The following is a 22,059-nucleotide window of genomic DNA, read 5'->3' as shown; positions in this document are numbered from 1 at the left end:
CATGACCCGGCCGCAGCAGACGCTAGCGCAGAAAATTGAGCAGAAGATGCAGCGCGCGGCGCAAAGCGGGCTGCTCAGGCGTCGTCAGCAGCTGGCGCAGAGTCCGGGTTGCGCCAATCGTCTGATGCATCAAGGGAGCATCAAGCATAACTTTGCCAGTAACGATTATTTAGGCCTGAGTCAATCGGGTGAGTTAATTGAGGCATTAGCCGAGGGAGCGAAGCGCTATGGCGTCGGCAGCGGCGCATCCCCCTTGGTGACAGGCTATAGCGAGGCTCACGCCAAGCTTGAGCAGGCACTGTGTGATGCAACAGGCCATGAGGCCGCCTTGCTCTTTAGTAGCGGTTTTAGCGCCAACAGCGCCCTGATGAAAACGCTGCTGGACAAAGAGAGCGTGGTGGTGGCCGATAAGCTGATCCATGCCTCCCTTATCGACGGCTTACGAGAGAGCGGCGCGCTGCTCAAGCGTTTTGTTCATAACGATATTGCTGGCGCGAAGCGGCTGACAGAAAAGCACCAGCCTCAGGCGATAGTCACCGAGAGCATCTTCAGTATGGATGGCGACCTGGCGCCCATAGATGAGCTTTATGGGGTGTCGAAAGACAATGGCGCCTGGTTAGTTGTCGATGATGCCCACGGTTTCGGTGTCTTACCACTGGGCGGGCACAAGAGGTGCGATGCCAGTTGCTGCGATATTCAAATCGTCACCTTTGGTAAGGCGCTGGGCTGCCAAGGCGCGGCGATTCTCGGCTCGCGAGCTTGTATCGATTTTCTGGTGGCTCATGCCAGGGACTATATCTATTCCACCGCCTTGTCACCGGCCAGTGCCTATGTGGCGCTAAAAGCCGTTAATTTGGTGACTCGAGACGGTCAGCGCAGAGACAAGCTGGCACAGGTGATCCTGGCATTTCAACAGGCCGCCAAGGCGAGGGGAATTGAGCTGCTCGGCAGCCAGACGCCCATTCAACCTTTGGTGGTGGGGGATATCGACAAGCTCGCCAAGATCGATTTAGCGTTAAAGGCCGCCGGGTTCTGGGTGGGGGCTATCAGGCCGCCGACCGTGCCGCAAGGCAGTGCCAGGCTGAGGCTCACCCTGAACGTGAATCATACCCAGGCCGACATCGACGCCCTGGCCGAGCAGTTGCAGCGAGTCTTGCAGGGCTAAGCCCGCAGAGGCGTATAATTTTTTCAGAGGAAGTCTGATTCTGTGTGTAGTGAATTAGCCAAAGATATGCCTACGAATATGCCAAGCCAAGTGTCTAAGGCGCCGGAGAAAGAGGGGACCAGCGTGGTTAGCCCTGTATCGACGGCCGACGTTGACAAGATAGCGAGGCAGTTCTCTCAGGCGGCCCGGCACTATCAGGAACATGACAAGGTACAGCGCATCAGCGCGCAGCGACTCAGGGCAAGCATGTCTCCTGTTGGCCGCCTATTAGATATCGGCTGCGGGCCAGGTACCGAGTTTTCAACATCGCCTCAATTGAACCAGGTAATAGGGCTGGATATTGCACCGGGGATGTTGTCGCAGATGCAATCTAGTTTTCCCGCCTATCAAGCGCTGTGCGGCGATGCTCAGGCGCTGCCGCTGGTCGACGCCAGCCTAGATACTATCTATTCAAACCTTGCCCTGCAGTGGTGTGGCGATATTAAGACGGCCATAAGCGAACTTGCCAGGGTGCTCAAGCCTGGTGGTCAGTGTCACCTCGCCATCGTCGTCGATGGCAGCCTGGCGGAGCTCGATGCCCTTGGCCTGCGGGTCAATGCCTTCGAGGCCGCCCAGACCGTGCTCGATGGCTTCAGTGATGCCCATTGGCAGATAGACCACCAAACGGTGCAGGCGCTACAGGTGCATTTCGATAGCCTCAGGACGCTGCTTTATTCCATCAAAGGGGTCGGGGCCTCTGCGGCGATGGGGGCTAATGACCAGCCATCAGCCAGGCTGCGCGGTCGCCGGGATTGGCAGGCACTGTGTGAGCGGGTTGAGGCTAAGCGTCAGCCAGAGGGGCTGGCCTTGACCTATCAAATCTTATTTATTCATGCCAGCCGTAAGGCGAGTTAAGGAAAGGGTTTATGGTGTATTTCATCGCTGGCACAGATACCGACAGCGGTAAGACGCTGGTGGCCTCATCACTCCTGCATCTGGCGAGCAAGCAGGGCACGACCCTAGGGGTGAAACCCATCGCCTCGGGCTGTGAGCAGACGCCGGCTGGGCTAAGAAACAGCGATGCATTGGCTCTGATGGCCGAATCTAACCTGAATCTTAATTATGACAGGGTGAACCCTTTCGCCTTCGCCCCCGCCATCGCCCCTCATATAGCCGCCAAGCAGGTGGGTATTAGTCTCAACGCCGATCTGGTGTCGGCCCATTTAAAAACGCTGCCCTTGAATGAAGTGGATTTTGCTTTGGTCAAGGCGCCGGTGGCTGGCGACTGCCGTTAAATTGCGCCTTGAGAGTAGCGGGGCAATTAAATGAGCAGGCGTTTCTCTCAACCGTAGTGAGGGATCTACAACTGCCGGTGATCTTGGTGGTTGGGGTTAAACTGGGATGTCTCAACCATGCCTTGCTGACCCAAGAAGCGATACAGGCAGACGGCGTGAAGATAGCCGGCTGGGTAGCAAACTGCGTCGACCCCGAGATGGAAGTGACCCAAGATAACCTGTCTGCCCTTACGGAATTAATGGATGCGCCATGTCTCGGCGTCATCCCACACCTGTTTGAATGTTCGAGCCAAACTGCCGCACAGTACCTTGATTTAGATAAGCTTGCGCCGAGTAAACTTTAGCGCCGTAAGGTGCAGTTAAATGAGCACTTGCTGATTAATAATGCGCCGGGCCTTGGCGGTGCAAGTGATTATTAATAAAGATTAACGGCTTATCTCATTAAAGCCGATAAATTTAAGATTGGCTTAATATAGGGCTTCTAGACTCCACGCCAAGGTCTACACTTTTTGGCGTGGGTGCGCACGAACTCGCATCGACTGAAAAAATTTTTGGGGTACCCCTTGAACTCTGACTTTTAGGACATATTATGTCGTTAAGAGAGGCAGATGACACATAGGGTGTCTTATATCTGAGCTTATAGGAGCTTACATGAAGCGTATTTTCTTGTTGATCGCGACAAACATGGCAATCTTGCTGGTCGCTTCAATCGTGATGTCTATTTTAGGGGTTAACACCTCGACCATGAGCGGACTCCTGGTCTTTGCGGCAATCTTCGGTTTTGGTGGTGCCTTTATCAGCCTGGCTATCTCAAAGTGGATGGCAAAGAAGACCATGGGCTGTGAAGTGATCACTACGCCAAGGGACAACATGGAGCGTTGGTTGGTCGATACCGTTGCTCGTCAGGCTGAGCAGGCGGGCATCAAGATGCCAGAGGTGGCCATTTATCAGTCACCCGAGCTAAACGCCTTTGCCACGGGCCCGAGTAAAGATAACTCTTTGGTTGCCGTGAGTAGCGGACTGCTGTACGGCATGACCCAGGACGAGATTGAGGGCGTGCTGGCTCACGAGGTGAGCCACGTAGCCAACGGTGACATGGTGACCCTGACCCTGATCCAAGGCGTGGTCAATACCTTTGTTATCTTCGCCGCGCGTGTGGTTGCGAGCATTATCGACAACTTCGTTGCCAGCAATGACGAAGAGGGTGAAGGCTTGGGGATGTTTGCCTACATGGCCGTGGTCTTCGTGATGGATATGCTGTTTGGTATCCTGGCCTCAATGATCGTCGCGTACTTCTCACGTGTGCGTGAGTTCAAGGCCGATGCCGGTGGGGCGCAGCTTGCTGGTAAGCACAAGATGATTGCGGCGCTGGACAGATTGCGCCAAGGTCCTGAAACCGGTGCCATGCCGGCACAGATGGCCGCCTTCGGTATCAATGGTAAGAAGTCGATGGCCGAGCTGATGATGAGCCATCCACCACTGGAAAAGCGTATCGAAGCATTACGCGCACAGTAATCAAGTTTTAATGACGAAAACGGGAGCCCAGGCTCCCGTTTTTTTGTCTCATTTTTGCAGCCAGCTCTTGGGGTGAGTCGGGGGCTGGGAAAAATGTCCATATGCATAGCCTGAGTGTGACGCAGATCATACTTATATGTGAGTATGAGGCTTGCGGCATAGATATTTGATTAAGTGCACATTTTTGGCAAGAGGCTACTGTTAGTATGCCCGCAAGAGAAATTTGCCTATTTGCAAAACCTTAGCTATTTTAAGCTGAGTTGTGCAATCTAGGAACAAGGCAGGATGGGACATAATAACTAACCCCACAACGCCAAACATAAGAGAGGAAATTATCGTGAGCAATAAAATTCTAAGTGCGTTATTCGGTGCTGGTTTAGCGGCGCTTGCCTTGTCACCAGCGGCAATGGCAGAGCCACAAGAACTTGCAGAGATGCATGCTGAGATGGAAGGCTGTGAAGCGTGTCACGCAGACGGTGAACCATCAGCCGATGGTGCTCACGAGTTTGAGCAGTGTCAGAGCTGTCACGGTACACTGGCCGAGATGGACAAAGTGCACCAGCCACATGACGGTAACCTGATGTGTGCCGACTGTCACGCCCCGCACGATTCTAACGTGGGTGATAAGCCTGCATGTGACAGCTGCCATGACGATGGCCGCACAGCAGATTCAGTGCTGAATAAATAAGATTGTTGTAAGATAATCGACAAACACCGGCAGCTGCCGGTGTTTTTGTATGTGTCGCTGCCAGGGCCTGTCTGCCTTTCTTCCGTCTATACGAATGCCAACTCGGTAAGATAAAACTCGTCACTCCCTCACCAAACTTTAGTAGAAAAGTATTACTTCGCTTCATTGAATAGATACTTTGTCTAGCCTGACTTAATACTCTTTGTGGACGTAAGTCCTTCGTCTTAGCTAGATAATCTTGGCCAGAAAAACAGATAGGTGCGCCAAGGAAGGAAACAAATTTGATGCAAGCAGTCTTTAAGGTCGGGCAATTTGCCTGGCGTCAGGCAATCTGCCTGTTGTTCTTGTTAGGGGCGCTTTTTGGCGGTCAGCCTGTATGGGCCGATGATCTCAGTAGCCTAGATGAGTTAGCCCATGGTGATAACGCCAGTATCATGCAGCTTGGGGATGCACTGCAGGCCGATATTACCCAGAGCGGCGGTGCGAACCGCGCGCTCATCACGCAAGCGGGCGTGGCGAACAGCGCAGGCGTACAACAGCAGGGGATTCACAACCAGGCTTATTTGCTGCAACAAGGAGAGGCGATAGAAGCCAGCCTGTTGCAGGTGGGGGTGAACAATAGCCTGATAGCCAGTCAGCTTGGGTCGAGCCTATCTTTGGTAGTGGAGCAGCGAGGCAGTGATAACCAGGCCTATGTGCAACAGAGTGGTTATGACAATGAGGTCAGCATTTACCAAAACGGCTCGGGTCATGGGGTGATAGTGACACAGTGGGGCAATGCACAAAGGGCCAGCGTTACTCAGGGATATCGCCAACAGTAGGCTGATGAAAGATAGGGGCAAGGGATCTCGCCTAGAACAGATAATCTGGTAGAGCTTGATAAAAATGGCGCAATTAAGATGTTATTTTTAATTCTATAGTTGTTATTATATGTGTCGGTTTAATGGAATACGCTTATAACTAGCGACATGGAGTGAGCAGGATGTTCAAAGTGATAAATTGGGTAGTGGTATCGCGATCGCAGTTGTTGATTGATCTGTTGGAGACGCGTTGGCCCCAGGAGTTTCTGGTTAAACTGGCTAAGGTCACCCCAGAGAGTGTTGAAGCGATCATGAGTGAAGGGAATTACTCTTTGGTTGTTATCGATCTGGCCACCATAGATGTGCAGCGCGCCTACCAGGTGCAAAAGCAGATCGAGAAGCGCCACAGCGCCCGGGTGGTATTCTTACACTATCCGAAACAGATAGACGCAAGATTTCTAATTTCCCCCATTACCGCCGCCGTCTTTTATGGTGATGCATCCTTAGAGCAGATAGGCAAGGCCTTAGCCAATGTGCTGCGTGGCCAGACGGTGATCCCCCATACTTTGCTATCGGCTTCTGCGGATCAGGAGCAGCTGGACGGCGCCGACAACCTGACTATTCGCGAGCGCGAGGTACTGCAGGCCTTGCTGACAGGCAGCACTAACGTGGATATCGCCAATCAGTTGTTTGTCAGCGAGAGCACCATCAAGACACATCTTTATCGGGTGTTTAGAAAAATTGGTGTCTCAAGCCGTGGGCAGGCGATTGCCTGGGCACAGACTCATCTGCATGAGGTGCAGCAGTGAAATATGTTGGCCGCTTACTCTTGTTAGCGGCCTTCTCGGCCCCTGTTTATTGTCAGGGGCCTGATGTCGACGAGGGCAGTAAACTGGCCGCGCAGAGCACCAGTGACACGCCGCCGAGGTTAGAGTCTGATCTCATCGATGGCTTGATCCTCAACCGGGCGATGACTCGTGTCGGTCACAGATTTTATCGTGAGTTTGTTGCCGCCTATCGCGATATCGGCGGCATGACTGAGCACGGTGGACTGAGTATCGTCGAGTTGGCTACTGCGCGCAGTGGCAGCAAGATCAGCGTGTTACACAATCGCAAACCTATCTTTGTGACTGTGGTGTCACCGGCGAGTCGGCAGTTGGATAAGCTGGCGGAGCAGGTGGCCAGGCGCGTCGACAGTATATTGAAGCAAAACAAGAAACAGGCTAGCTGGGCTCAGTGGTTGGACCCCGATTTAGCGCCTGATGAATTTTAATAGGGACATTAAACCATGAATCGAGCTAAGTCTTGTCTGTCGATGGCTATGCTATTGGCGGCCGGGTTCAGCCTGAGCAGTCAGGCGACACAACTTATCTATACCCCAGTTAACCCCAACTTCGGTGGCAGCTATCTTAACGGCTCCTACCTGCTGGCTAACGCCTCGGCGCAAAACGATCACAAGGGGGGCTCAGGGTATACGCCTCCCAGTGCACTCGAGCGTATGGCGAGTTCACTGGAGTCTCGCCTGATGAGCCAACTCTTTAATGATGCGGCCAATGGCGGCGAGGGGTACCTCAAGACAACCGACTTTGAGATCCAGGTGGTCAACGAAGATGGCATGCTGCTGGTGCATATCACAGACCTATTAACCGGTGAGACCACGGTTATCGAGGTGGGTGGGCTGAGCGATAGTTCGAGTGTAGGTGGCTAACGATGAAACCTTTGTTGATTGCCGCTGGCTTGCTACTACTCTCTGCCTGTTCCACCACCAGTGACCTCGAACAGGTGCAAGCCTCTTCGAGTCTGATGCCGAAGGGCGAGAGCTACTATGATCTCATTAACCTGCCTGCGCCCCAGGGGGTAATGCTGGCTGCCGTGTATGACTTTCGAGATCAGACCGGTCAATATAAGCCCATCCCTTCCAGTAACTTCTCTACCGCCGTGCCCCAGAGTGGCACAGCCTTTCTGGCCCAGGCCTTGAATGATTCCAGCTGGTTTATTCCCGTCGAGCGTGAAGGGTTACAGAATCTACTGACCGAGCGCAAAATCGTCAGGGCTGGTCTAAATGGTGAGGCCAATAAGTTGCCACAGCTTAATTCGGCGCAGATATTGATGGAAGGCGGTATCGTTGCCTATGACACTAACGTCAGGACCGGCGGCGCCGGCGCCCGCTATTTAGGCATAGGTGCGGCAACCCAGTTTCGTGTCGATACCGTAACGGTAAACCTCAGGGCGGTGGATATCCGCACCGGACGCTTGCTCAGTAGCGTGACGACGACAAAGTCAATCCTATCGAAAGAGATCACCGCCGGTGTGTTTAAGTTTATCGATGCACAAGAGCTATTGGAGTCTGAGCTTGGCTATACCTCTAACGAGCCGGTGAGTCTGTGTGTGGCATCGGCCATAGAGAGCGCGGTGGTACATATGATCGCCGACGGTATCTGGAAGGGTGCATGGAATTTAGCCGATCAATCCAGTGGCCTAAGCAGTCCCGTGTTACAAAAATATTGGTTGGAGGCTCATTCCGAAGCCAGAGTACGCGCAAAGATTAATCAGGGATAAGGCGGGTCACCTAGATAGCTAATACTTTTGTATTGTCATCAAAATGCCGTACAGCACTTTAGTATTAGCAGTCTGGCTCGGTAGTAACCATTTTGCTACTTTAGCTCAACATTCCGTAACTATATATTTTTATTGTTTATTTGACTCATTTCGGTTTCACATTGATTCCCACTGAGGTAGAATTCGTCAAGTTTTTGACTTGCTGAATAGGTACGATGAAGAAGTTAGCATTGCTGTTAGTGTTAGCGCCACTTTACGCACATGGATTGGCGCCTTTTGGGCTTGATTGGGGAGAGGATGTCAGCCGGTATGGCGAGGTGAAACGCCAGGGCGATGAACTCAGGGTAGAAACCCATGCTTTACCTAAATCTTTATCTTTAGCCAATGGCTATGTGCTCTATGCCGACAAGCAACACGGGCTACTAAAAGTCACCATGACAAGCAAAATATATGGCTTGTACGATGATGATTATAATCAGGATTTCAATTTTATTAAGCAATCTCTGATGGATAGTGGTTATCAAACCACTGAGTTTATTTCTAGTGAGATGAGTTCCTACCGATGTGTTTTGCAGGGCTCCTGCTCGGGTAAGCGCTGGTATGGCTTTGTGGGCGATGGCACTAATGTGGCGCTGGAACAGCTGGCTAAGACGCGCCAAGATGCCTTCATCAAGTTAACATTTAAGGCGCCTAAGTTGCTACAGATAGAGGCCGAGCGTGAGGAGCTTAAGCAACTTAAACAGCAAGATCAGATGGACAGCGATAGATTAGCATTCGATTAAATCACCGTTAACATTAAATCTTGGCCAGTGTCGCAGCTATGAGTAATAAGGCCCACCTGTTCATCAGGTGGGCTTTTTTGATCTCTGCGCTAAAAATCATCACTCGTTAACCGAGTTAACTCCTTTATTTATATGAAGGATCACAAATTGGTCATTTGTGAGTATACTGACAGGAATAACGTCACATCGAGGATAGTGCAATGGCCGAAGAGACCATTTTCAGTAAAATTATTAGACGCGAAATTCCCGCCGATATCCTATATCAAGATGAGTTGGTCACGGCCTTTCGTGACATTCAACCTAAGGCGCCAACCCATATTCTCATCATTCCTAACCATCTTATTCCGACGGTTAACGATGTAAAGGCATCTGACGAGAAGGCATTAGGGCGCATGATGACGGTGGCGGCCAAACTGGCTGATGAGGCGGGGATCGCCGAAGACGGTTATCGTCTCATCATGAACTGTAATAAGCATGGCGGCCAGGAAGTCTTCCATATTCATATGCACCTATTAGGCGGCGATTTTATGGGACCGCTGGTGTCGCGTTAATCCCGACTTACTTCTGGACTGTGTTGAGCAATGAAGACAAATCCTGATTTTTTCCCGCTGACGGACTTGGCCACACGCTTTGTCGGCCAGCTAGTGCAGTGCCGCCGACTAGGACTCAGTGTGCTTGAAGCCAGCGAGCAGCACGTGTTGATCGAGCTTCCCTATAGCAGCGAGCTGATCGGTTACCCCGATACCGGTGTGATACACGGCGGGGTGATCACCACCTTGATGGACACCGCCTGTGGTACGGCGGTGGTGTGCAATATCTTCGATAAGTACAAGTCACTTGAGTTATCGCCGACGCTGGATCTGAGAGTCGATTACATGAAACCGGCCGAGCCGAATAAGAGCGTTTACGGTTTTGCCGAGTGTTATAGGCTCTCATCGAGTGTGGCCTTTACCCGCGCCATCGCCTATCAGGATTCTATCGATGATCCTATCGCTCATGCGGTGGGCTCTTTCATGCGCATCAGCCCAGAGATGGTGGGTGATGCCTTCAGACAGGCCTTGATGGGAGAAGGGGAATGACCATGGTTTCGCCAGAGGCTAATCAGGCACTAAACGTTAAAGATATCGTTAAGAAGGCCACCGAGCTCAACGATTTCGGTCACCTATTGGCACACGTACCTTATGCTAAGTTTATCGGCATGCAGGTGGCACGCTTCGGCGACGAGCTGGTGTTTCAGCTGCCCAAGAAAGATGAAAATATCGGTAATCCAACCCTGCCAGCCATTCATGGTGGGGTGATCGCCGGTTTCATGGAGATGTCGGCCATCGTACAGTTGATGGTGTTTATGCAGACCACTAAGGTGCCCAAAATTGTCGACTTCTCTATCGATTACCTGCGAGCCGGCCATCATAGAGACAGTTTTGCCGAGTGCAAGATCACTCGCCAAGGGCGACGGGTGGCCAACGTAAACATCAACTGCTGGCAAACCAACCGTAAGGCGTTGATCGCCACGGCACGTGCCCATTTTCTGATAGAGTAACCGAGTCAATGGCTGGCGTTAGGAGGGTAAAGATGAACAAGGGATTAGTGTTAGGCTGCATGTTATTGGGACTGGCAGCCTGTGCGCCGCATACCGGCGGCATCATGACCAGCTCTACCGGCGAGGTGAGGGTGGATAACGGCTCCTTCCACTCGGATGTGGATGTCAGTGGGGTGACGACCCAGGCCGAGGCCGGTTTCTTGCGGGCCCGCGCTACTGTTATCAGCAAGGCGGCCACAGATCTCCATCTGCAATATAAGTTCACCTGGTACGATATCAATGGTGCGACGGTGGAAGATGAGGGCGTGAGCTGGAAGGCGCTTAAGCTCCATGGTAAGCAGCAGATGCAGGTGACGGCGCTGTCGCCTAATGCCACTGCGGTGCGTTGCGAACTCTATGTGCGCGAGGCCATTTCCAATTAAAAATCGCTTTCATGGATGAGTCGAGCGAATGATTTGATGAAAACGTCAGCAATGCTGGCGTTTTTTTATGGGTCAGGCGCAAATTTTGCGTTAAATATGTCAACTCTTTGTATGAGTCATGTATAATCGGCCTCGCCAAGGGGTGTTAACGCCAAGCCATAGGCTTTGCGATTGACTGAGATGTCCGCTGGACGAACCCTTAGAACCTGATCCGGCTAATACCGGCGTAGGAATGGGCCACATCACTAGATTCAACGCGATCTGTCTGTGCATTCTTTCTCGCTTTCTTAAGTGCCGGATCTCAATATTAATTTGAGGTCCCATGTTTACATTAAAATCTTATTCACCCATCGCCCTTGCCGTTGCTGCGGCGTTAACTCACACCAGCCTGATGGCGAGCGATACGCCGCCGACTAATGACGAGATGGAAGTGATCGTCGTCACCTCTGATTTTCGTCAATCCAGCCTGGACAAGGTGCCATCGAGCATCAGCGTTATCGACCAACAGCAGATAGAAGACGAGGGCGCTCAGCACTTCGAAGACGTACTCAACGGTATTGCCAACTTTAACTGGTCTGGCGGCAGCTCACGGGCAAAATACTTCCAGATCCGCGGTGTCGGCGAGCAGGAGGAGTATCAGGGGGCGCCTAACTCTTCCGTGGGCTATATCATAGACGACATAGATCTGTCTGGTATTGGGATGATCTCCAGCATGTACGATCTGCAGCAGGTCGAGGTGTTGCGTGGTCCTCAGGGGACTCGCTATGGCGCCAACGCGCTGGCGGGACTCATCTATCTTAAGAGTAACGATCCCACCTCGGTATTCGAACATGGCGCCGAGGTGCAACTGGGTGACGATAACCTGCGCACCTTTAGCGGTTTCAGCTCAGGGCCGGTAACCGACTCGGGCAAGCTGCTGTACCGCGTTTCATTGCAGCAGCACGATCAGAACGGTTATCGCGACAATCTGTATCTGGGGCGTGACGACACCAATGGCCGTGACGAGTTTACAGGCCGCATCAAGCTGCGCTGGTATGCCACAGACGATCTGGTGGCGGATCTCAGCCTGATGCACGCCGATTTTAACAATGGCTATGATGCCTGGACACTGGACAACAACGGTTTCGATACCCTTACCGATGAGCCTGGCGTCGATAAGCAGCGCACCACGGGTGGCTCACTGAAGCTGACCTACTCGGGCGCCGACAGTTTTGAACTGGTGTCGCTTAGCTCCATGGCCCAGAGTGATACTCACCACGGCTACGACGGTGACTGGGCAAATCCGGCATATTGGGCGGCCCGCAGCTGTGAGGGTGAGCCCTGCCAATATGACTATACCTGGAACAAGCTGGGCGACAGAACCACGCTGTCTCAGGAGTTTCGTCTAAGCTCCACCGAGGCGGGACGTATCTTAGGCGGGAGCACCGACTGGTTGCTGGGTGTCTATGGCCTGAGACTCACAGAAGACAACGACACCACAGAGGTCTACAACGGCTGGGAAGACAATCTCATGGCCGAGTATGAGGCGACTAATTTGGCCGTTTTCGCCCAGTTAGACAGCGACCTGGGCCATGGCTATGCGCTTTCTGTCGGTGCGCGCCTCGAGCGCCGCGAGAGTGACTACAGCGACTCTGCAAACGATGCCTTCGCGCCGTCTGAGAACATGTGGGGTGGCCATATTGCCCTGAGCAAGACGCTGAGCCCAGATCATCAGGCCTATGCGCGTATCGCCCGCGGCTATAAGGCGGGTGGTTTCAACATGTCGCTGCCGACCTCATTGAGTGATAAGAAAGAGTTCCAGGCCGAGACCCTGTACAACTATGAGCTTGGCCTCAAGTCTGAGTGGCTCGATGGCGACGCCACCACCCATTTCTCGCTGTTTTACATGGATAGACGCGATCAGCAGGTCTCTGCCTCCCAGCAAAACCCGGATGAACCACAGAAGTTTATCCTCTATATCGAAAACGCCGGTAGCTCCCACAACTATGGTGCCGAGCTGGAAGCCAACTGGTACGCCACCGATAACCTTAAGTTATACGCTACCCTCGGCTGGCTAGAGACCGCCTATGGCGATTACGCCTACCAGGATAAGTACGGTGGATTGGTGGATCTCAGTGGCCGCGAACTGGCTCACTCGCCTAATCTTACCTATAGCGCGGGGGCGACCTATCGCAGCGATCTTGGTTGGTTCGCCAACCTGACCACAAGTGGCAAGAGTGAGTTCTACTACTCAGACAGTAACGATTCCAAGTCAGAGCCCTATACTATCTTCAATGCCCGTGTTGGTTATGAGACAGAAACCTGGTCGGCTTACCTTTGGGGTCGCAACCTGTTTGACGAGCAGTATGGCGTGCGCGGCTTCTATTTCGGTAACGAGCCAGATAACGGCTGGGCCGACAAGCAATATATCCGCTACGGCGATCCTCGCCAGCTGGGCGTTACGCTTAACGTCAAGTTTATGTAATTGGCCTGATGTTTTTTGATTTTAGATAGTTGCTTATTACGACAGGGGCGGGCAGGGCTCGCCCCATTAAGGAGTTAAGATGAAATTAACCGCTGAAATCAGCATGTATCCCCTCAAGGATAACTATATCGATCCCATCAAGTGGTTTATCGGCAGGGTAGATGGCTACCCCAACATAGAGCGCCGTACCAATGCCATGGCCACTCAGGTGTGTGGTGAGTATGGCGAGGTGATGCAGATGTTGGCCACCGAGATGGAGGCCGCCCACCAGAAGTGGGGCAAGGCGGTGTTCGTAGTCAAGTTTATCGGCGGCGAGCTGGACCTGTCCCATCAGGAATAAGGCCAAAAGGCGAATAAGTTAACGGGAGCGACACTCATCCTATGATAGATTTCTGGTCCGCTTTGGTCAGCACCCTGACCCAGGCTTTCGAGCAGGCCAACGCCATGACGGCCTGGGAGGCCGTTGCCGTGGTCTTGGCACTGGCCTACCTGGCGCTGGCGATGCGCGGCAACATCTGGTGCTGGGCGGCGGCGTTTGTCAGCACCGCCATCTACACCTTGCTGTTTTGGGAGGTCTCCCTGCTGATGGAGTCGCTGCTCAACGTCTACTACATGGCAATGGCCGGCTACGGCTTCTGGCTGTGGCGCTATGGCGGCGGTGAAGACCATGGTGTCGAGGTGGTGAGCTGGTCGCTGGGAAGGCATATCTCTCTGATTGTGGCGACCAGCGTGGTTTCCCTGGTGGTCGGCCATTTGATGGCGAGCTACACTCAGGCCTCTTACCCATATCTGGACGCCGCAACCAGCTGCTTTGCCGTGATGACCACCTATCTGGTGGCCCGCAAGGTGCTTGAGAACTGGCTCTACTGGGTGGTCATCGATCTGGTCTCCATCTATCTCTATCTCAACAAGGGCTTGATGCTCACCTCTATGCTGTTCATCTTGTATGTGGGCATGGCGATAGGTGGCTACTTTCTGTGGCGCACCAGCATGCAGCAGCCAAGCGAGGCGGATTACTCCTATGACTAATGCGTGCCGTGCTGTGACTCCTGTCGAGGCTAGCGGCTGATGTCTGGCGATAGTCGGCGTGATGGTTTGCATGAAAGCCTGCCTGAGGCGGTTAAGACGCAGCTGGCGAGCCTGGGCTGCCCACTCGATGCGACCACACATATACAGGCGCTCTCGCGGGGGCTGAGCAACCAAAACTATCATCTGAGCAATGCAGGCAAGCAGCTGGTGCTGCGGGTCAACAGCCAGGCAAGTAGCCAGATCAGTGCCCGGGATCATGAGGTGGCGAACTGGCGTCTGGCACAGCGGCAAGGCATAGCTCCAGAGCTGATATATGTGGCGCCTGATAACCGTTTCTATCTGAGTCGTTTCATCGACACAGAGGAAGATTGGAGCCGCCTGATGACGGCCAATCCCGCTCATCCGCTGCAGGATGAAGTCGTTACCCGACCCGATGCCGAGGTGTTGCTGCTGGAGCTGCTTCGCGGCCTGAGTCGTCTGCCCGTGCCTGAGAACCCAATCTCTGTGAGCGAGCAGTGGCGGCGCTACTTTCACCGGTTAGATAGCATAGCCGAAGGTTGTCGAACTCCCGCGTCATACAGCGATCGATGGCAGCAGAGATGGCTTGAGCTTAAGGCACATCGAGCGCGCGTCGATGCCGTCCTTGCAGAGCTCGATGCCTGTGAGCTGGCACCGCAATACAGCCACCGCGATCTCAACCCCCATAATCTCTTGATGAGTCAGGGGCGGCTCTGGTGTATCGATTACGAATATGCCTGTAGCTCGCATCCCCTGGTGGATCTCGCCAGTGTGCTGGCGACCCATAGGCTCTCTACCGAGCAGCGCCATAAGCTGATCCTGGGCTACCTCGAGGGGCATCCCAAGCTAAACCACAAGGCGCAGGCGGCTATTCCGGCGGCGCTGGCACTCTATTGGTATTTTGCCGCCTGTTGGGCGCTGTTGATGGCGAGTCAGGGCGAGACAGAGGCGGGTGAGAGTGCGCCAGATACGAGTCTGCCTCACAGCGTGAGCGACTACCTGCAATGCTTCGACGACTTCATGGTGCTCGTCGCCTGACTCCTCTATCTACTATCTCGCCATCTCACCATCTCACCATCTCCCCATCTTCCTAAATCCTCTTACGCTTGTCTTTATGCAGTCTTGCTGAAATTAAATTGTTCAGCTAAGGGTCTATTAGATAATGACAAAATAATGAGAGAGTGAGGTTATGCAGAAACTGTACGCTAAATTTACCCAGGGGATCGCCCAGCTTGATGGTGTGGCGGCCCTGGCATTGAGGCTCTATCTGGCCCCTGTGCTGATGCAGGCGGGTTACAACAAGTTGTCCCACTTTAGCGATACGGCAGCCTGGTTTGGCAACGCCGAGTGGGGGCTAGGTCTGCCCATGCCCGAGGTGATGGTGGCACTGGCGGCTGGCAGCGAGTTTGTTGGCGGGATCTTGTTGATCCTGGGCCTAGCCACCCGCTTAATCTCCATTCCCTTGATGGTCACCATGGCGGTGGCGGCCTTTAGCGTGCATTGGAAAAATGGCTGGTTGGCCATCGCCGATCCCAGCTCCTGGCTGGCCAATGAGCAGGTGATGGCGTCCGCCGAAAAACTAGCGGCGGCCAAGTCGCTGTTGCAGGAGTATGGAAATTATGACTGGCTGACCTCCTCGGGTAACTTTGTGATCCTCAATAACGGCATCGAGTTTGCCGTGACCTATCTGCTGATGCTGTTTGCCTTGTTGATCATAGGTGGTGGACGTTATACCAGCCTGGACTATTGGATTGCCCGCAAATATCAGCCCAAGGCTTAAGCAAGCGCGTAGAGTGTAAATCCCACTGTTTTGGTGGGATTTTTTTTACCAATTTGTTACCCTCGGGGTCGGTATTAATGACAGGATAATCTTTGTGGATGCGATCGAACTTCTGTTGACTCGGCAGTCTTGCCCCAGGTTAGTCGCCCCGGCTCCCGATGAGGCGCAATTAACTCAGATCTTAAACGCCGCGGTGCGGGTGCCGGATCACGCAGGCCTTACCCCGTGGGAATTTATTATCGCCGAGGGTGACGGTTTAACCCGCCTGGCGGATCATTTTGTGAAGGCCATGGAGCAAGATGGCGGTGACGAGGCGGCGATCGCTAAGGCCGGCAACATGCCGATGCGCGCCCCCATGGTGGTGACTGTGGTGGCTAAGGTCAGCGAGCATCCTAAGGTGCCGGCGCTCGAGCAACATATTGCCGCAGGCTGCGCCTGTATGGCGATGCAGCAAGCGGCCTTCGCCCTGGGATTAGGTGGCATCTGGCGCACCGGGCCCTTGGCCTTTAATCGTCATCTGCACCGGGAACTCGACCTGGGTGAGCAGGATCAGATAGTGGGCTTCCTCTATCTAGGTACGCCTGCGGTGAAGGCGCCGTTAAAGCCACAAAAATCTGCAGGCTCGGCGGTGCGTTACCTCTGACAGAGGTGATAGCAGCCAATATTGTGAAGCCTGGCCAGGGAGTTTCGACTTTGGTCGGGTTTACAGGGCGGTAAAAACTGGCAAAGTGGCAATGACCCACCCTATTAGGTTTTCACCCTAAGTGATTGTGTTGCCCGCTGGTTGCGGGCATTTTTTTGCCTGTCGCAACAGGCCCTAGACACCAACACCCACGTTGAGGTTTTCGAACCAGTCGAGGAACTGCCTTACCTGCTCACCACGGAAGATCCTGCCGTGCTGGGGGCAGAGATACTGAACATCGAGTCTACGCACCCGTTTTATCCAATCGTTTTTGGCACGATTCGATGGCATCCACCGCTGATGAAAGTAGGCCATCTTGGCGCAGTGTTGCTCGAAATCATCCACATAGATATCTGCCTGGGGATCCTCCAGCGCCGCTCCTATATCGCCGGTCATCAGCACCTTGGTTACCGGGTCATACACATGAAAATTCCCCGAGGCGTGCAGGTAGTGGGCCGGTATAAACTGCAGCTCCACCTGATCCAGGCTTAAACTACCACCGTTGTCGGCAATGGGCTCATAGCTGATGTTATGCATGCCGAAGTGGCGGATGAATCCCTCCCACAACCAAGGGGAGTAAAGCTTGGCCTTGGGCAGGGTTTGGTCCCATAGCCCGAGAGAGGAGATGATGTCCGGGTCCTGGTGTGAAGCAAACAGGTGGGTTAGCTGACTCAGGGGAATGTGTTTGACTATGTTAGCCAGCATGGCCGCGAACAGCTCTATGCCGCCCGGATCCATCAGCAAGGCATGGTGGCTGCTGACGACCATGTATTGGTTGGTGTCGATGATCTTATCGGGTTTATCGGGGTCGCGACCAAAGTAGAGCCATTTGTGGGTGGGGGTTTCGATGATTAGCTCACTCTTCATGGTTGTGACTCCTTGTCTGTAAAAAAGGTCTGCAAAAAATGTTCAGGGGGCTGTGTTGCCAAAGAGGGTAATGGCGTGGTCGACGCGCCGGCGGATCAGCTGGGCGACATCATCCACCCGGTTAGCCACATCGTTGAATATGGCCTGGTTGGCGGTGTCGACCCGACACGCCTCTATGCGGCAGATGGAGGCCAGAATATTCGCGGTGCGTAGATTACGTTTAAGCTCAAAGAGCTGGTTTTCCATCCTGTCGATGAGGCGATCAAATTCCTGTTGTAACTTGCTGTGATTGGCCTGGGTGGCGGCGACGGCAGGATTGATGGTATCGCCATAGGGCGCGCCATTGGCCTTGAGTTTGGCTCGTTGAAAATGTTTAAGGGCCACCGCGGCGCGGGCGGTCTCTGTGGCGAGGCGACTGGCCTGGTGAGCCAGCTGATTGATGTCGGTTGCCGCCTTCATGGTGTAGGAGGCGAGATCGTCGATAAAACCGGTTAACGCCTTAAAACCAAGCGCTGCGTTCCCCACCCGTGCCGAGGCGGCCTGGGCATTGCTGGCGGTGAGATTAATCTGTTTACAGTAGCTGAGCGTCTGATTGAGTTCGGCGGCGACCACTGCCGCAATGACATGATATTGACTGATTTTTGGCGCGTGTTGTGTCATTAGAACCACTTCCTATGTAGAACCAATCAAAGTATAGTCGAGTTCAAAGGATGTGGAGGAGAATGAATTGCTTACCTTAGAAACTGAGCGTCTTATCCTGCGTGAGATGACGGTAAAAGATGCCCCCTTTATGTTGGCATTACTCAATAGTCAGGGCTTTCTCGACAACATAGGCGATCGGGGTGTGCGCACCCTGGCACAGGCGGAAAACCACCTTATCGAAGGGCCGATCAATAGCTATCAGGAACATGGCTATGGCATGTACTGTATCGAACTCAGGCAAAGTGGCGAGCCAGTTGGTGTGGCTGGCCTAGTGAATCGTGAGCAGCTGCCGGGTATTGACCTTGGTTATGCGCTGTTGCCCGAGTTTCTGGGCAAGGGCTACGCGGTTGAGGCCTGCCGCGCCGTGCTTGCTCACGCCAAGGCGCTACGGTTCAGCAGCCTGCTTGCCATAGTTAAAGAACGCAATGATCCGTCGCGGGCACTGCTTGAGAAGTTGGGCTTCGAATGTCAGGAGCTTATCGTCTGGGGCGAGGGTGACGAAGTATTACTTTACAATATAACACTTTAATTAAATTGGATATTTTGTTAGCGTGTGTATTAGCAATGTCGCAATCTAGTCCGCTTTTGGCTTAGTCCTCTTTGGCTTAGTCCGCTTTTTGCTTAGGGCAGACCTGCGAAGGTAAGGGGCTAGCCCCTCGCCGGGCACAAACTACTAGCAGGGCATTTCATCTATCGGTCATATGGTTTTGCTATTACTAGGGCCAGTTGATCTTTCCTGTTTGTGTTGCAGCAGATTGCAGGTGATTTATACAAGGCAGAGCCAGTGAGCTGTAGTGATGCTACACAAGCTTAAGGCATGGAGTTTCAACATGAGTCAGGATGCATTGAGAGGCTGTTTAAGTGGTGAGCGCGTGGTGCTGGAGCCGCTGCAGGAGGAACATATTCCCGCCTTGTCTATCGCGGTGAGTGATGGCGAGCTGTGGAACCTCTGGTATACCTCGGCGCCCCATCCCGATGAGATGAAGGCCTATGTCGAGCAGGCCCTAGCCAGCGAGCAGCGTGGTGAGGCGCTGGCGTTTGCCGTCAGAGACAGACGCTCGGGCGAGATAGTCGGCTGTACCCGATTGATGTCATGGGATCAGACCCACAGGCGTATCGAGATTGGCCATACCTGGTATGCCAAGGGGGCGCAGCGCACCGGGGTAAACAGCGAGTGTAAACTCCTGCTACTCACCTACGCCTTCGAGACCTTAGACGTGATTGCGGTGGAGTTTCGCACCCACTGGCATAATCAGCGCTCCCGTGAGGCGATCACTCGTTTGGGGGCTAAGCAAGATGGCGTGCTGCGAAATCATCGCATTTTGAAAGACGGCACCATACGCGATACCGTGGTTTACTCTATCATCGCCTCAGAGTGGCCGACCGTGAAGCAGAACCTTAAGTTTCGAATGCGTCAGTATCAAGAACACCAATAATACCAATCACAGTAAATATGTGATCAGAAATAGCGCAGGAAAAACGCTTGAGAGCAAAGCAGGATTTTTAGATAAGTAGTTATTCTACAATTAAAAATACTAATACAGTTATCGAGCGTTTTAACAAGCTAGAATGATCAATTGTTTATTACGATTGGTATAAGTTAACTTTACATATCAGGGAGGATAAATGTCGGGAGAATTACGCAGGGCAAGCTTGGAAGATGCCGCCGTAGTCGCGAGTCTGTTTGACGAATATCGCCAGTTTTATGGCCAGACGAGCGATATCGACCTGGCCAGCAAGTTTATCAACGCCAGATTGGCTCGCAAGGATGCGGTGATCTTCTTGATGTTGGATGCCCAGGGCAATGGACTGGGTTTTTGTCAGCTCTATCCCAGTTTCAGTTCTATCCATGCCCGCGCCAATCTTATCTTGAGCGACCTCTATGTCACCCAGCATGCCCGCTGTGTCGGGGTCGGGCGGCGATTGATGAACACCGCCATCGATTATGCCAAGGCCAAGGGCATCGCCTCTATTTTCTTAGAAACCCATAAAGACAACCATCAGGCTCAGGCGCTGTATGAGTCACTGGGCTTTAAGGTCGAGCAAGAATTTTTAAGCTATAACCTTGATATTCAGTGACATCTAAAGTAGAAATGATTCAAACTCATTGCTCAAGGACAGTATTGATGCGCAAGACTCTCACACTTTCGCTGTTAGCCCTCATGGCCAATAGCGCAGCCGCCGCTCCCTCAGAAGCCGAATTGGCCTTCAACAAAGAGGTGCTGGAGTGCGCCGCCTATTATCAAATCGCTTCAGAGACCATCGCCGGCATGAATGCGCCGCAGATGAAGCCAGTGGGTGAAAGGCTTAAGCAATCTGGCCAGGACGCCGTCACCCTGGCGAAAAAGTATCAGGATGCCGACAAGGTCGAGCAGCAGCTTGCGGCGACCATCGCCGATCAAAGAGCCAGCCTGCCGAGCAATAACAATCTGGGCAGTCTCATGGGTCGCTACAAAGGGCCTTGCCAGAAACTGATGGCCAATCCGCAGCAGCGTCTGGATTATTGGATCATGGCAACCATGTAAACTCGTCTGAGTGGCCGATTAATTTTTCGAAAAAGAGTGCGCTGGTGCACTCTTTTTTGATCGGGCATGAAACAAGGATTCGACTAGACTGGTCTAGGTAAGAGTGATCTTTACTCGCTCGTTTTCATGGAGACTCGATGAACATCTATTTTCTCATCGCCGGCATCATCGCCATCCTAACCTGTATCGGCCATTTTACCTTAGGTAAGACCCGTTTCTTAACCCCTATGCTTGAGGCCGATTTCGACCCCATTGCCAAATCTGTCATGCACTGCGTGTTTCACTATATCTCGGTCTTTCTAGTGCTATCGGCGCTGGTACTGCTGGCCTGTTCCTTTGCCATGGTGTCTAGCATGCAAAGCTATGGCTTGCTGCTCTTTATCGCGCTGAACTTTGTATTGTTTGCCACCTGGCAGATCTACATAGGGTATTTTGCGGAGATGAAGGGGGCGTTTCGTTCTATGTTTCAGTGGATCTTCTTCGCCCTAGTGAGCGCCTTTACCCTGGCGGGTATCTTGCTTAATTAATCAAAGGGCTTATCTTGCGCTAAACCTAACGTTAAACCTAGCGCTAAATCTAACGCTAGGCCAGGGGCGAATCTAGGGTGATACAAGGGTGAATCAAGGGGGAAGCAAGGATAGCGCTAGGATGCTAGGGAAGGGGATAACAGGCTTAGTGTTATGTAAATCTAACTCTCGCGATAAAGCTGAATCTCACGATAAATCTAAATTCACGATAATAAAGCTCACGATTATAAAGCTCTCGAAGCTAAAGCTCTCAAAGCTAAAGCGAGTAAATCGAAATCTCGTGAATCTAAAGCTAATGAATCTAAAGCTCGTGAACCTAAAGCTCATACTAATAACTTATCGACTCAAGTTAGGCCTGAAGGTTATTCGCCCAGTGGCGCACTCGCTTCGTAGCAGCTGTTGGTGGCCTGGCAATCATTGTCCTGGCTGCTGAGGTAAGTGGTGTTCAGTGCTGGCTCATCATCTTTAAAGTTGGCCCACTCGCTCTTGATGGTCGACAGCCAGCCATCTTCCTCGGCGCCCAAGTAATTGGAGACGTCGACAAAGGTCAGCCAGAAGGCATAGGCCACAATTGAATAAATTGTAAAACGAAACATGATTTTCACCCTAGCGTCACTAAATTAGAAACGCACTATACGCCGCTTTTTTGAAGAAATAAACTGTCAATGTTTTGCCGCGAAAACCGCTCGTCATAATTGCATCAAGTCGATGTTTATAAAG

The 22,059-nt window shown here is 52.7% G+C and carries 28 protein-coding genes, 1 pseudogene and 1 riboswitch; of the genes and pseudogenes, 26 read left to right on the top strand and 3 right to left on the bottom strand.

The annotated features are described in order from the left end of the window. Position 1: 1 nt before the first annotated feature. From DB48_RS17540 to DB48_RS17440, 21 genes and pseudogenes are all read left to right on the top strand, one after another. Positions 2–1,165, top strand: a complete 1,164-nt coding sequence (locus tag DB48_RS17540; protein WP_041511486.1) for an 8-amino-7-oxononanoate synthase — start codon at positions 2–4, stop codon at positions 1,163–1,165. 78 nt (positions 1,166–1,243) lie between these two features. After that, complete coding sequence (locus DB48_RS17535) at positions 1,244–2,059, top strand: methyltransferase domain-containing protein (protein ID WP_082035672.1); 816 nt, start codon at positions 1,244–1,246, stop codon at positions 2,057–2,059. Positions 2,060–2,073: 14 nt separating this feature from the next. Next, positions 2,074–2,783 (top strand): annotated as a pseudogene (gene bioD, locus DB48_RS20640) (dethiobiotin synthase). Between the two features lie 307 nt (positions 2,784–3,090). Continuing rightward, complete coding sequence (gene htpX, locus DB48_RS17525) at positions 3,091–3,954, top strand: protease HtpX (RefSeq protein ID WP_041511485.1); 864 nt, start codon at positions 3,091–3,093, stop codon at positions 3,952–3,954. Positions 3,955–4,291: 337 nt separating this feature from the next. After that, positions 4,292–4,642, top strand: a complete 351-nt coding sequence (gene cctA / locus DB48_RS17520; RefSeq protein ID WP_041511609.1) for a tetraheme c-type cytochrome CctA — start codon at positions 4,292–4,294, stop codon at positions 4,640–4,642. A gap of 284 nt (positions 4,643–4,926) precedes the next feature. Beyond that, a complete protein-coding gene (locus tag DB48_RS19745; protein WP_082035671.1) occupies positions 4,927–5,463 on the top strand; it encodes a hypothetical protein in 537 nt (178 codons plus the stop codon). Positions 5,464–5,624: 161 nt separating this feature from the next. After that, positions 5,625–6,251 carry a LuxR C-terminal-related transcriptional regulator gene (locus DB48_RS17510; protein ID WP_041511484.1) on the top strand — a complete coding sequence of 209 codons (627 nt, stop codon included), beginning with the start codon at positions 5,625–5,627 and terminating at the stop codon, positions 6,249–6,251. After that, positions 6,248–6,715 carry a curli production assembly/transport protein CsgE gene (locus tag DB48_RS17505; RefSeq protein WP_041511483.1) on the top strand — a complete coding sequence of 156 codons (468 nt, stop codon included), beginning with the start codon at positions 6,248–6,250 and terminating at the stop codon, positions 6,713–6,715. Before DB48_RS17510 ends, DB48_RS17505 begins: the two co-directional genes overlap by 4 nt. A gap of 15 nt (positions 6,716–6,730) precedes the next feature. Next, complete coding sequence (locus tag DB48_RS17500) at positions 6,731–7,150, top strand: curli assembly protein CsgF (protein WP_200890562.1); 420 nt, start codon at positions 6,731–6,733, stop codon at positions 7,148–7,150. A gap of 2 nt (positions 7,151–7,152) precedes the next feature. Then, complete coding sequence (locus DB48_RS17495; RefSeq protein WP_041511482.1) at positions 7,153–8,001, top strand: CsgG/HfaB family protein; 849 nt, start codon at positions 7,153–7,155, stop codon at positions 7,999–8,001. Positions 8,002–8,216: 215 nt separating this feature from the next. Then, a complete protein-coding gene (locus DB48_RS17490; protein WP_152619195.1) occupies positions 8,217–8,783 on the top strand; it encodes a hypothetical protein in 567 nt (188 codons plus the stop codon). A 200-nt stretch (positions 8,784–8,983) separates the two neighbouring features. After that, positions 8,984–9,334, top strand: a complete 351-nt coding sequence (gene hinT, locus DB48_RS17485; RefSeq protein WP_041511480.1) for a purine nucleoside phosphoramidase — start codon at positions 8,984–8,986, stop codon at positions 9,332–9,334. Between the two features lie 30 nt (positions 9,335–9,364). Further along, entirely contained in the window at positions 9,365–9,862 is a 498-nt protein-coding gene (locus DB48_RS17480) for a PaaI family thioesterase (protein WP_041511479.1), read from the top strand. Continuing rightward, positions 9,859–10,323, top strand: coding sequence for a PaaI family thioesterase (locus DB48_RS17475; protein ID WP_041511478.1), 465 nt, complete (start codon positions 9,859–9,861; stop codon positions 10,321–10,323). Before DB48_RS17480 ends, DB48_RS17475 begins: the two co-directional genes overlap by 4 nt. A gap of 32 nt (positions 10,324–10,355) precedes the next feature. Then, the gene (locus DB48_RS17470; protein ID WP_041511477.1) at positions 10,356–10,745 is read left to right on the top strand and encodes a YcfL family protein; all 390 of its coding nucleotides are present in this window, start codon (positions 10,356–10,358) and stop codon (positions 10,743–10,745) included. Between the two features lie 128 nt (positions 10,746–10,873). Beyond that, positions 10,874–10,995, top strand: a riboswitch (TPP riboswitch). 72 nt (positions 10,996–11,067) lie between these two features. Continuing rightward, on the top strand, positions 11,068–13,209 hold the full coding sequence (locus DB48_RS17465; RefSeq protein ID WP_041511476.1) for a TonB-dependent receptor: 2,142 nt from the start codon (positions 11,068–11,070) through the stop codon (positions 13,207–13,209). 79 nt (positions 13,210–13,288) lie between these two features. Further along, a complete protein-coding gene (locus DB48_RS17460; RefSeq protein WP_041511475.1) occupies positions 13,289–13,549 on the top strand; it encodes a hypothetical protein in 261 nt (86 codons plus the stop codon). Positions 13,550–13,590: 41 nt separating this feature from the next. Then, complete coding sequence (gene pnuC, locus DB48_RS17455; protein WP_041511474.1) at positions 13,591–14,238, top strand: nicotinamide riboside transporter PnuC; 648 nt, start codon at positions 13,591–13,593, stop codon at positions 14,236–14,238. 39 nt (positions 14,239–14,277) lie between these two features. Further along, positions 14,278–15,294, top strand: a complete 1,017-nt coding sequence (locus DB48_RS17450; RefSeq protein ID WP_041511473.1) for a phosphotransferase — start codon at positions 14,278–14,280, stop codon at positions 15,292–15,294. Between the two features lie 151 nt (positions 15,295–15,445). After that, complete coding sequence (locus DB48_RS17445; protein ID WP_041511472.1) at positions 15,446–16,036, top strand: HvfX family Cu-binding RiPP maturation protein; 591 nt, start codon at positions 15,446–15,448, stop codon at positions 16,034–16,036. A 94-nt stretch (positions 16,037–16,130) separates the two neighbouring features. Further along, positions 16,131–16,679: an NAD(P)H nitroreductase gene (locus DB48_RS17440; RefSeq protein WP_041511471.1), complete on the top strand. Its 549-nt coding sequence runs from the start codon at positions 16,131–16,133 to the stop codon at positions 16,677–16,679. A 174-nt stretch (positions 16,680–16,853) separates the two neighbouring features. Here the strand turns inward: DB48_RS17440 and DB48_RS17435 are convergent, their stop codons facing one another. Further along, positions 16,854–17,585 carry an MBL fold metallo-hydrolase gene (locus DB48_RS17435; protein WP_041511470.1) on the bottom strand — a complete coding sequence of 244 codons (732 nt, stop codon included), beginning with the start codon at positions 17,583–17,585 and terminating at the stop codon, positions 16,854–16,856. 42 nt (positions 17,586–17,627) lie between these two features. Beyond that, positions 17,628–18,245 carry a hypothetical protein gene (locus DB48_RS17430; protein WP_041511469.1) on the bottom strand — a complete coding sequence of 206 codons (618 nt, stop codon included), beginning with the start codon at positions 18,243–18,245 and terminating at the stop codon, positions 17,628–17,630. A 67-nt stretch (positions 18,246–18,312) separates the two neighbouring features. Between DB48_RS17430 and DB48_RS17425 the strand changes: the two genes are divergently transcribed. The 5 genes from DB48_RS17425 (at position 18,313) to DB48_RS17405 (ending at position 21,339) form a co-directional block, all read left to right on the top strand. After that, positions 18,313–18,816: a GNAT family N-acetyltransferase gene (locus tag DB48_RS17425; RefSeq protein ID WP_041511606.1), complete on the top strand. Its 504-nt coding sequence runs from the start codon at positions 18,313–18,315 to the stop codon at positions 18,814–18,816. 301 nt (positions 18,817–19,117) lie between these two features. Beyond that, positions 19,118–19,723, top strand: a complete 606-nt coding sequence (locus tag DB48_RS17420) for a GNAT family N-acetyltransferase (RefSeq protein ID WP_041511468.1) — start codon at positions 19,118–19,120, stop codon at positions 19,721–19,723. 190 nt (positions 19,724–19,913) lie between these two features. After that, entirely contained in the window at positions 19,914–20,366 is a 453-nt protein-coding gene (locus tag DB48_RS17415) for a GNAT family N-acetyltransferase (RefSeq protein WP_041511467.1), read from the top strand. 47 nt (positions 20,367–20,413) lie between these two features. Then, the gene (locus DB48_RS17410) at positions 20,414–20,812 is read left to right on the top strand and encodes a hypothetical protein (protein ID WP_041511466.1); all 399 of its coding nucleotides are present in this window, start codon (positions 20,414–20,416) and stop codon (positions 20,810–20,812) included. 137 nt (positions 20,813–20,949) lie between these two features. Continuing rightward, positions 20,950–21,339: a hypothetical protein gene (locus DB48_RS17405; RefSeq protein ID WP_041511465.1), complete on the top strand. Its 390-nt coding sequence runs from the start codon at positions 20,950–20,952 to the stop codon at positions 21,337–21,339. 362 nt (positions 21,340–21,701) lie between these two features. On the opposite strand, the gene DB48_RS17400 is transcribed toward DB48_RS17405, so the two are convergent. Then, positions 21,702–21,935 (bottom strand): hypothetical protein, encoded by a 234-nt coding sequence (locus tag DB48_RS17400; protein ID WP_041511464.1) that lies wholly within the window; start codon positions 21,933–21,935, stop codon positions 21,702–21,704. Positions 21,936–22,059: the final 124 nt, after the last annotated feature.

The sequence above is a fragment of the Shewanella sp. cp20 genome, from assembly GCF_000832025.1.
Lineage (GTDB): Bacteria > Pseudomonadota > Gammaproteobacteria > Enterobacterales > Shewanellaceae > Shewanella.
This window is presented reverse-complemented; position numbering and strand designations above follow the sequence as displayed.

Excerpts from the sequence above, each read along its gene's own strand:
- DB48_RS17540 (WP_041511486.1), top strand. The coding sequence starts at position 2 with ATGACCCGGCCGCAGCAGACGCTAGCGCAGAAAATTGAGCAGAAGATG.
- DB48_RS17535 (WP_082035672.1), top strand. The coding sequence starts at position 1,244 with ATGCCAAGCCAAGTGTCTAAGGCGCCGGAGAAAGAGGGGACCAGCGTG.
- htpX (WP_041511485.1), top strand. The coding sequence starts at position 3,091 with ATGAAGCGTATTTTCTTGTTGATCGCGACAAACATGGCAATCTTGCTG.
- DB48_RS19745 (WP_082035671.1), top strand. The coding sequence starts at position 4,927 with ATGCAAGCAGTCTTTAAGGTCGGGCAATTTGCCTGGCGTCAGGCAATC.
- DB48_RS17510 (WP_041511484.1), top strand. The coding sequence starts at position 5,625 with ATGTTCAAAGTGATAAATTGGGTAGTGGTATCGCGATCGCAGTTGTTG.
- DB48_RS17500 (WP_200890562.1), top strand. The coding sequence starts at position 6,731 with ATGAATCGAGCTAAGTCTTGTCTGTCGATGGCTATGCTATTGGCGGCC.
- DB48_RS17495 (WP_041511482.1), top strand. The coding sequence starts at position 7,153 with ATGAAACCTTTGTTGATTGCCGCTGGCTTGCTACTACTCTCTGCCTGT.
- DB48_RS17490 (WP_152619195.1), top strand. The coding sequence starts at position 8,217 with ATGAAGAAGTTAGCATTGCTGTTAGTGTTAGCGCCACTTTACGCACAT.
- hinT (WP_041511480.1), top strand. The coding sequence starts at position 8,984 with ATGGCCGAAGAGACCATTTTCAGTAAAATTATTAGACGCGAAATTCCC.
- DB48_RS17480 (WP_041511479.1), top strand. The coding sequence starts at position 9,365 with ATGAAGACAAATCCTGATTTTTTCCCGCTGACGGACTTGGCCACACGC.
- DB48_RS17475 (WP_041511478.1), top strand. The coding sequence starts at position 9,859 with ATGACCATGGTTTCGCCAGAGGCTAATCAGGCACTAAACGTTAAAGAT.
- DB48_RS17470 (WP_041511477.1), top strand. The coding sequence starts at position 10,356 with ATGAACAAGGGATTAGTGTTAGGCTGCATGTTATTGGGACTGGCAGCC.
- DB48_RS17465 (WP_041511476.1), top strand. The coding sequence starts at position 11,068 with ATGTTTACATTAAAATCTTATTCACCCATCGCCCTTGCCGTTGCTGCG.
- DB48_RS17460 (WP_041511475.1), top strand. The coding sequence starts at position 13,289 with ATGAAATTAACCGCTGAAATCAGCATGTATCCCCTCAAGGATAACTAT.
- pnuC (WP_041511474.1), top strand. The coding sequence starts at position 13,591 with ATGATAGATTTCTGGTCCGCTTTGGTCAGCACCCTGACCCAGGCTTTC.
- DB48_RS17450 (WP_041511473.1), top strand. The coding sequence starts at position 14,278 with ATGTCTGGCGATAGTCGGCGTGATGGTTTGCATGAAAGCCTGCCTGAG.
- DB48_RS17445 (WP_041511472.1), top strand. The coding sequence starts at position 15,446 with ATGCAGAAACTGTACGCTAAATTTACCCAGGGGATCGCCCAGCTTGAT.
- DB48_RS17435 (WP_041511470.1), bottom strand. The coding sequence starts at position 17,585 with ATGAAGAGTGAGCTAATCATCGAAACCCCCACCCACAAATGGCTCTAC.
- DB48_RS17430 (WP_041511469.1), bottom strand. The coding sequence starts at position 18,245 with ATGACACAACACGCGCCAAAAATCAGTCAATATCATGTCATTGCGGCA.
- DB48_RS17420 (WP_041511468.1), top strand. The coding sequence starts at position 19,118 with ATGAGTCAGGATGCATTGAGAGGCTGTTTAAGTGGTGAGCGCGTGGTG.
- DB48_RS17415 (WP_041511467.1), top strand. The coding sequence starts at position 19,914 with ATGTCGGGAGAATTACGCAGGGCAAGCTTGGAAGATGCCGCCGTAGTC.
- DB48_RS17410 (WP_041511466.1), top strand. The coding sequence starts at position 20,414 with ATGCGCAAGACTCTCACACTTTCGCTGTTAGCCCTCATGGCCAATAGC.
- DB48_RS17405 (WP_041511465.1), top strand. The coding sequence starts at position 20,950 with ATGAACATCTATTTTCTCATCGCCGGCATCATCGCCATCCTAACCTGT.
- DB48_RS17400 (WP_041511464.1), bottom strand. The coding sequence starts at position 21,935 with ATGTTTCGTTTTACAATTTATTCAATTGTGGCCTATGCCTTCTGGCTG.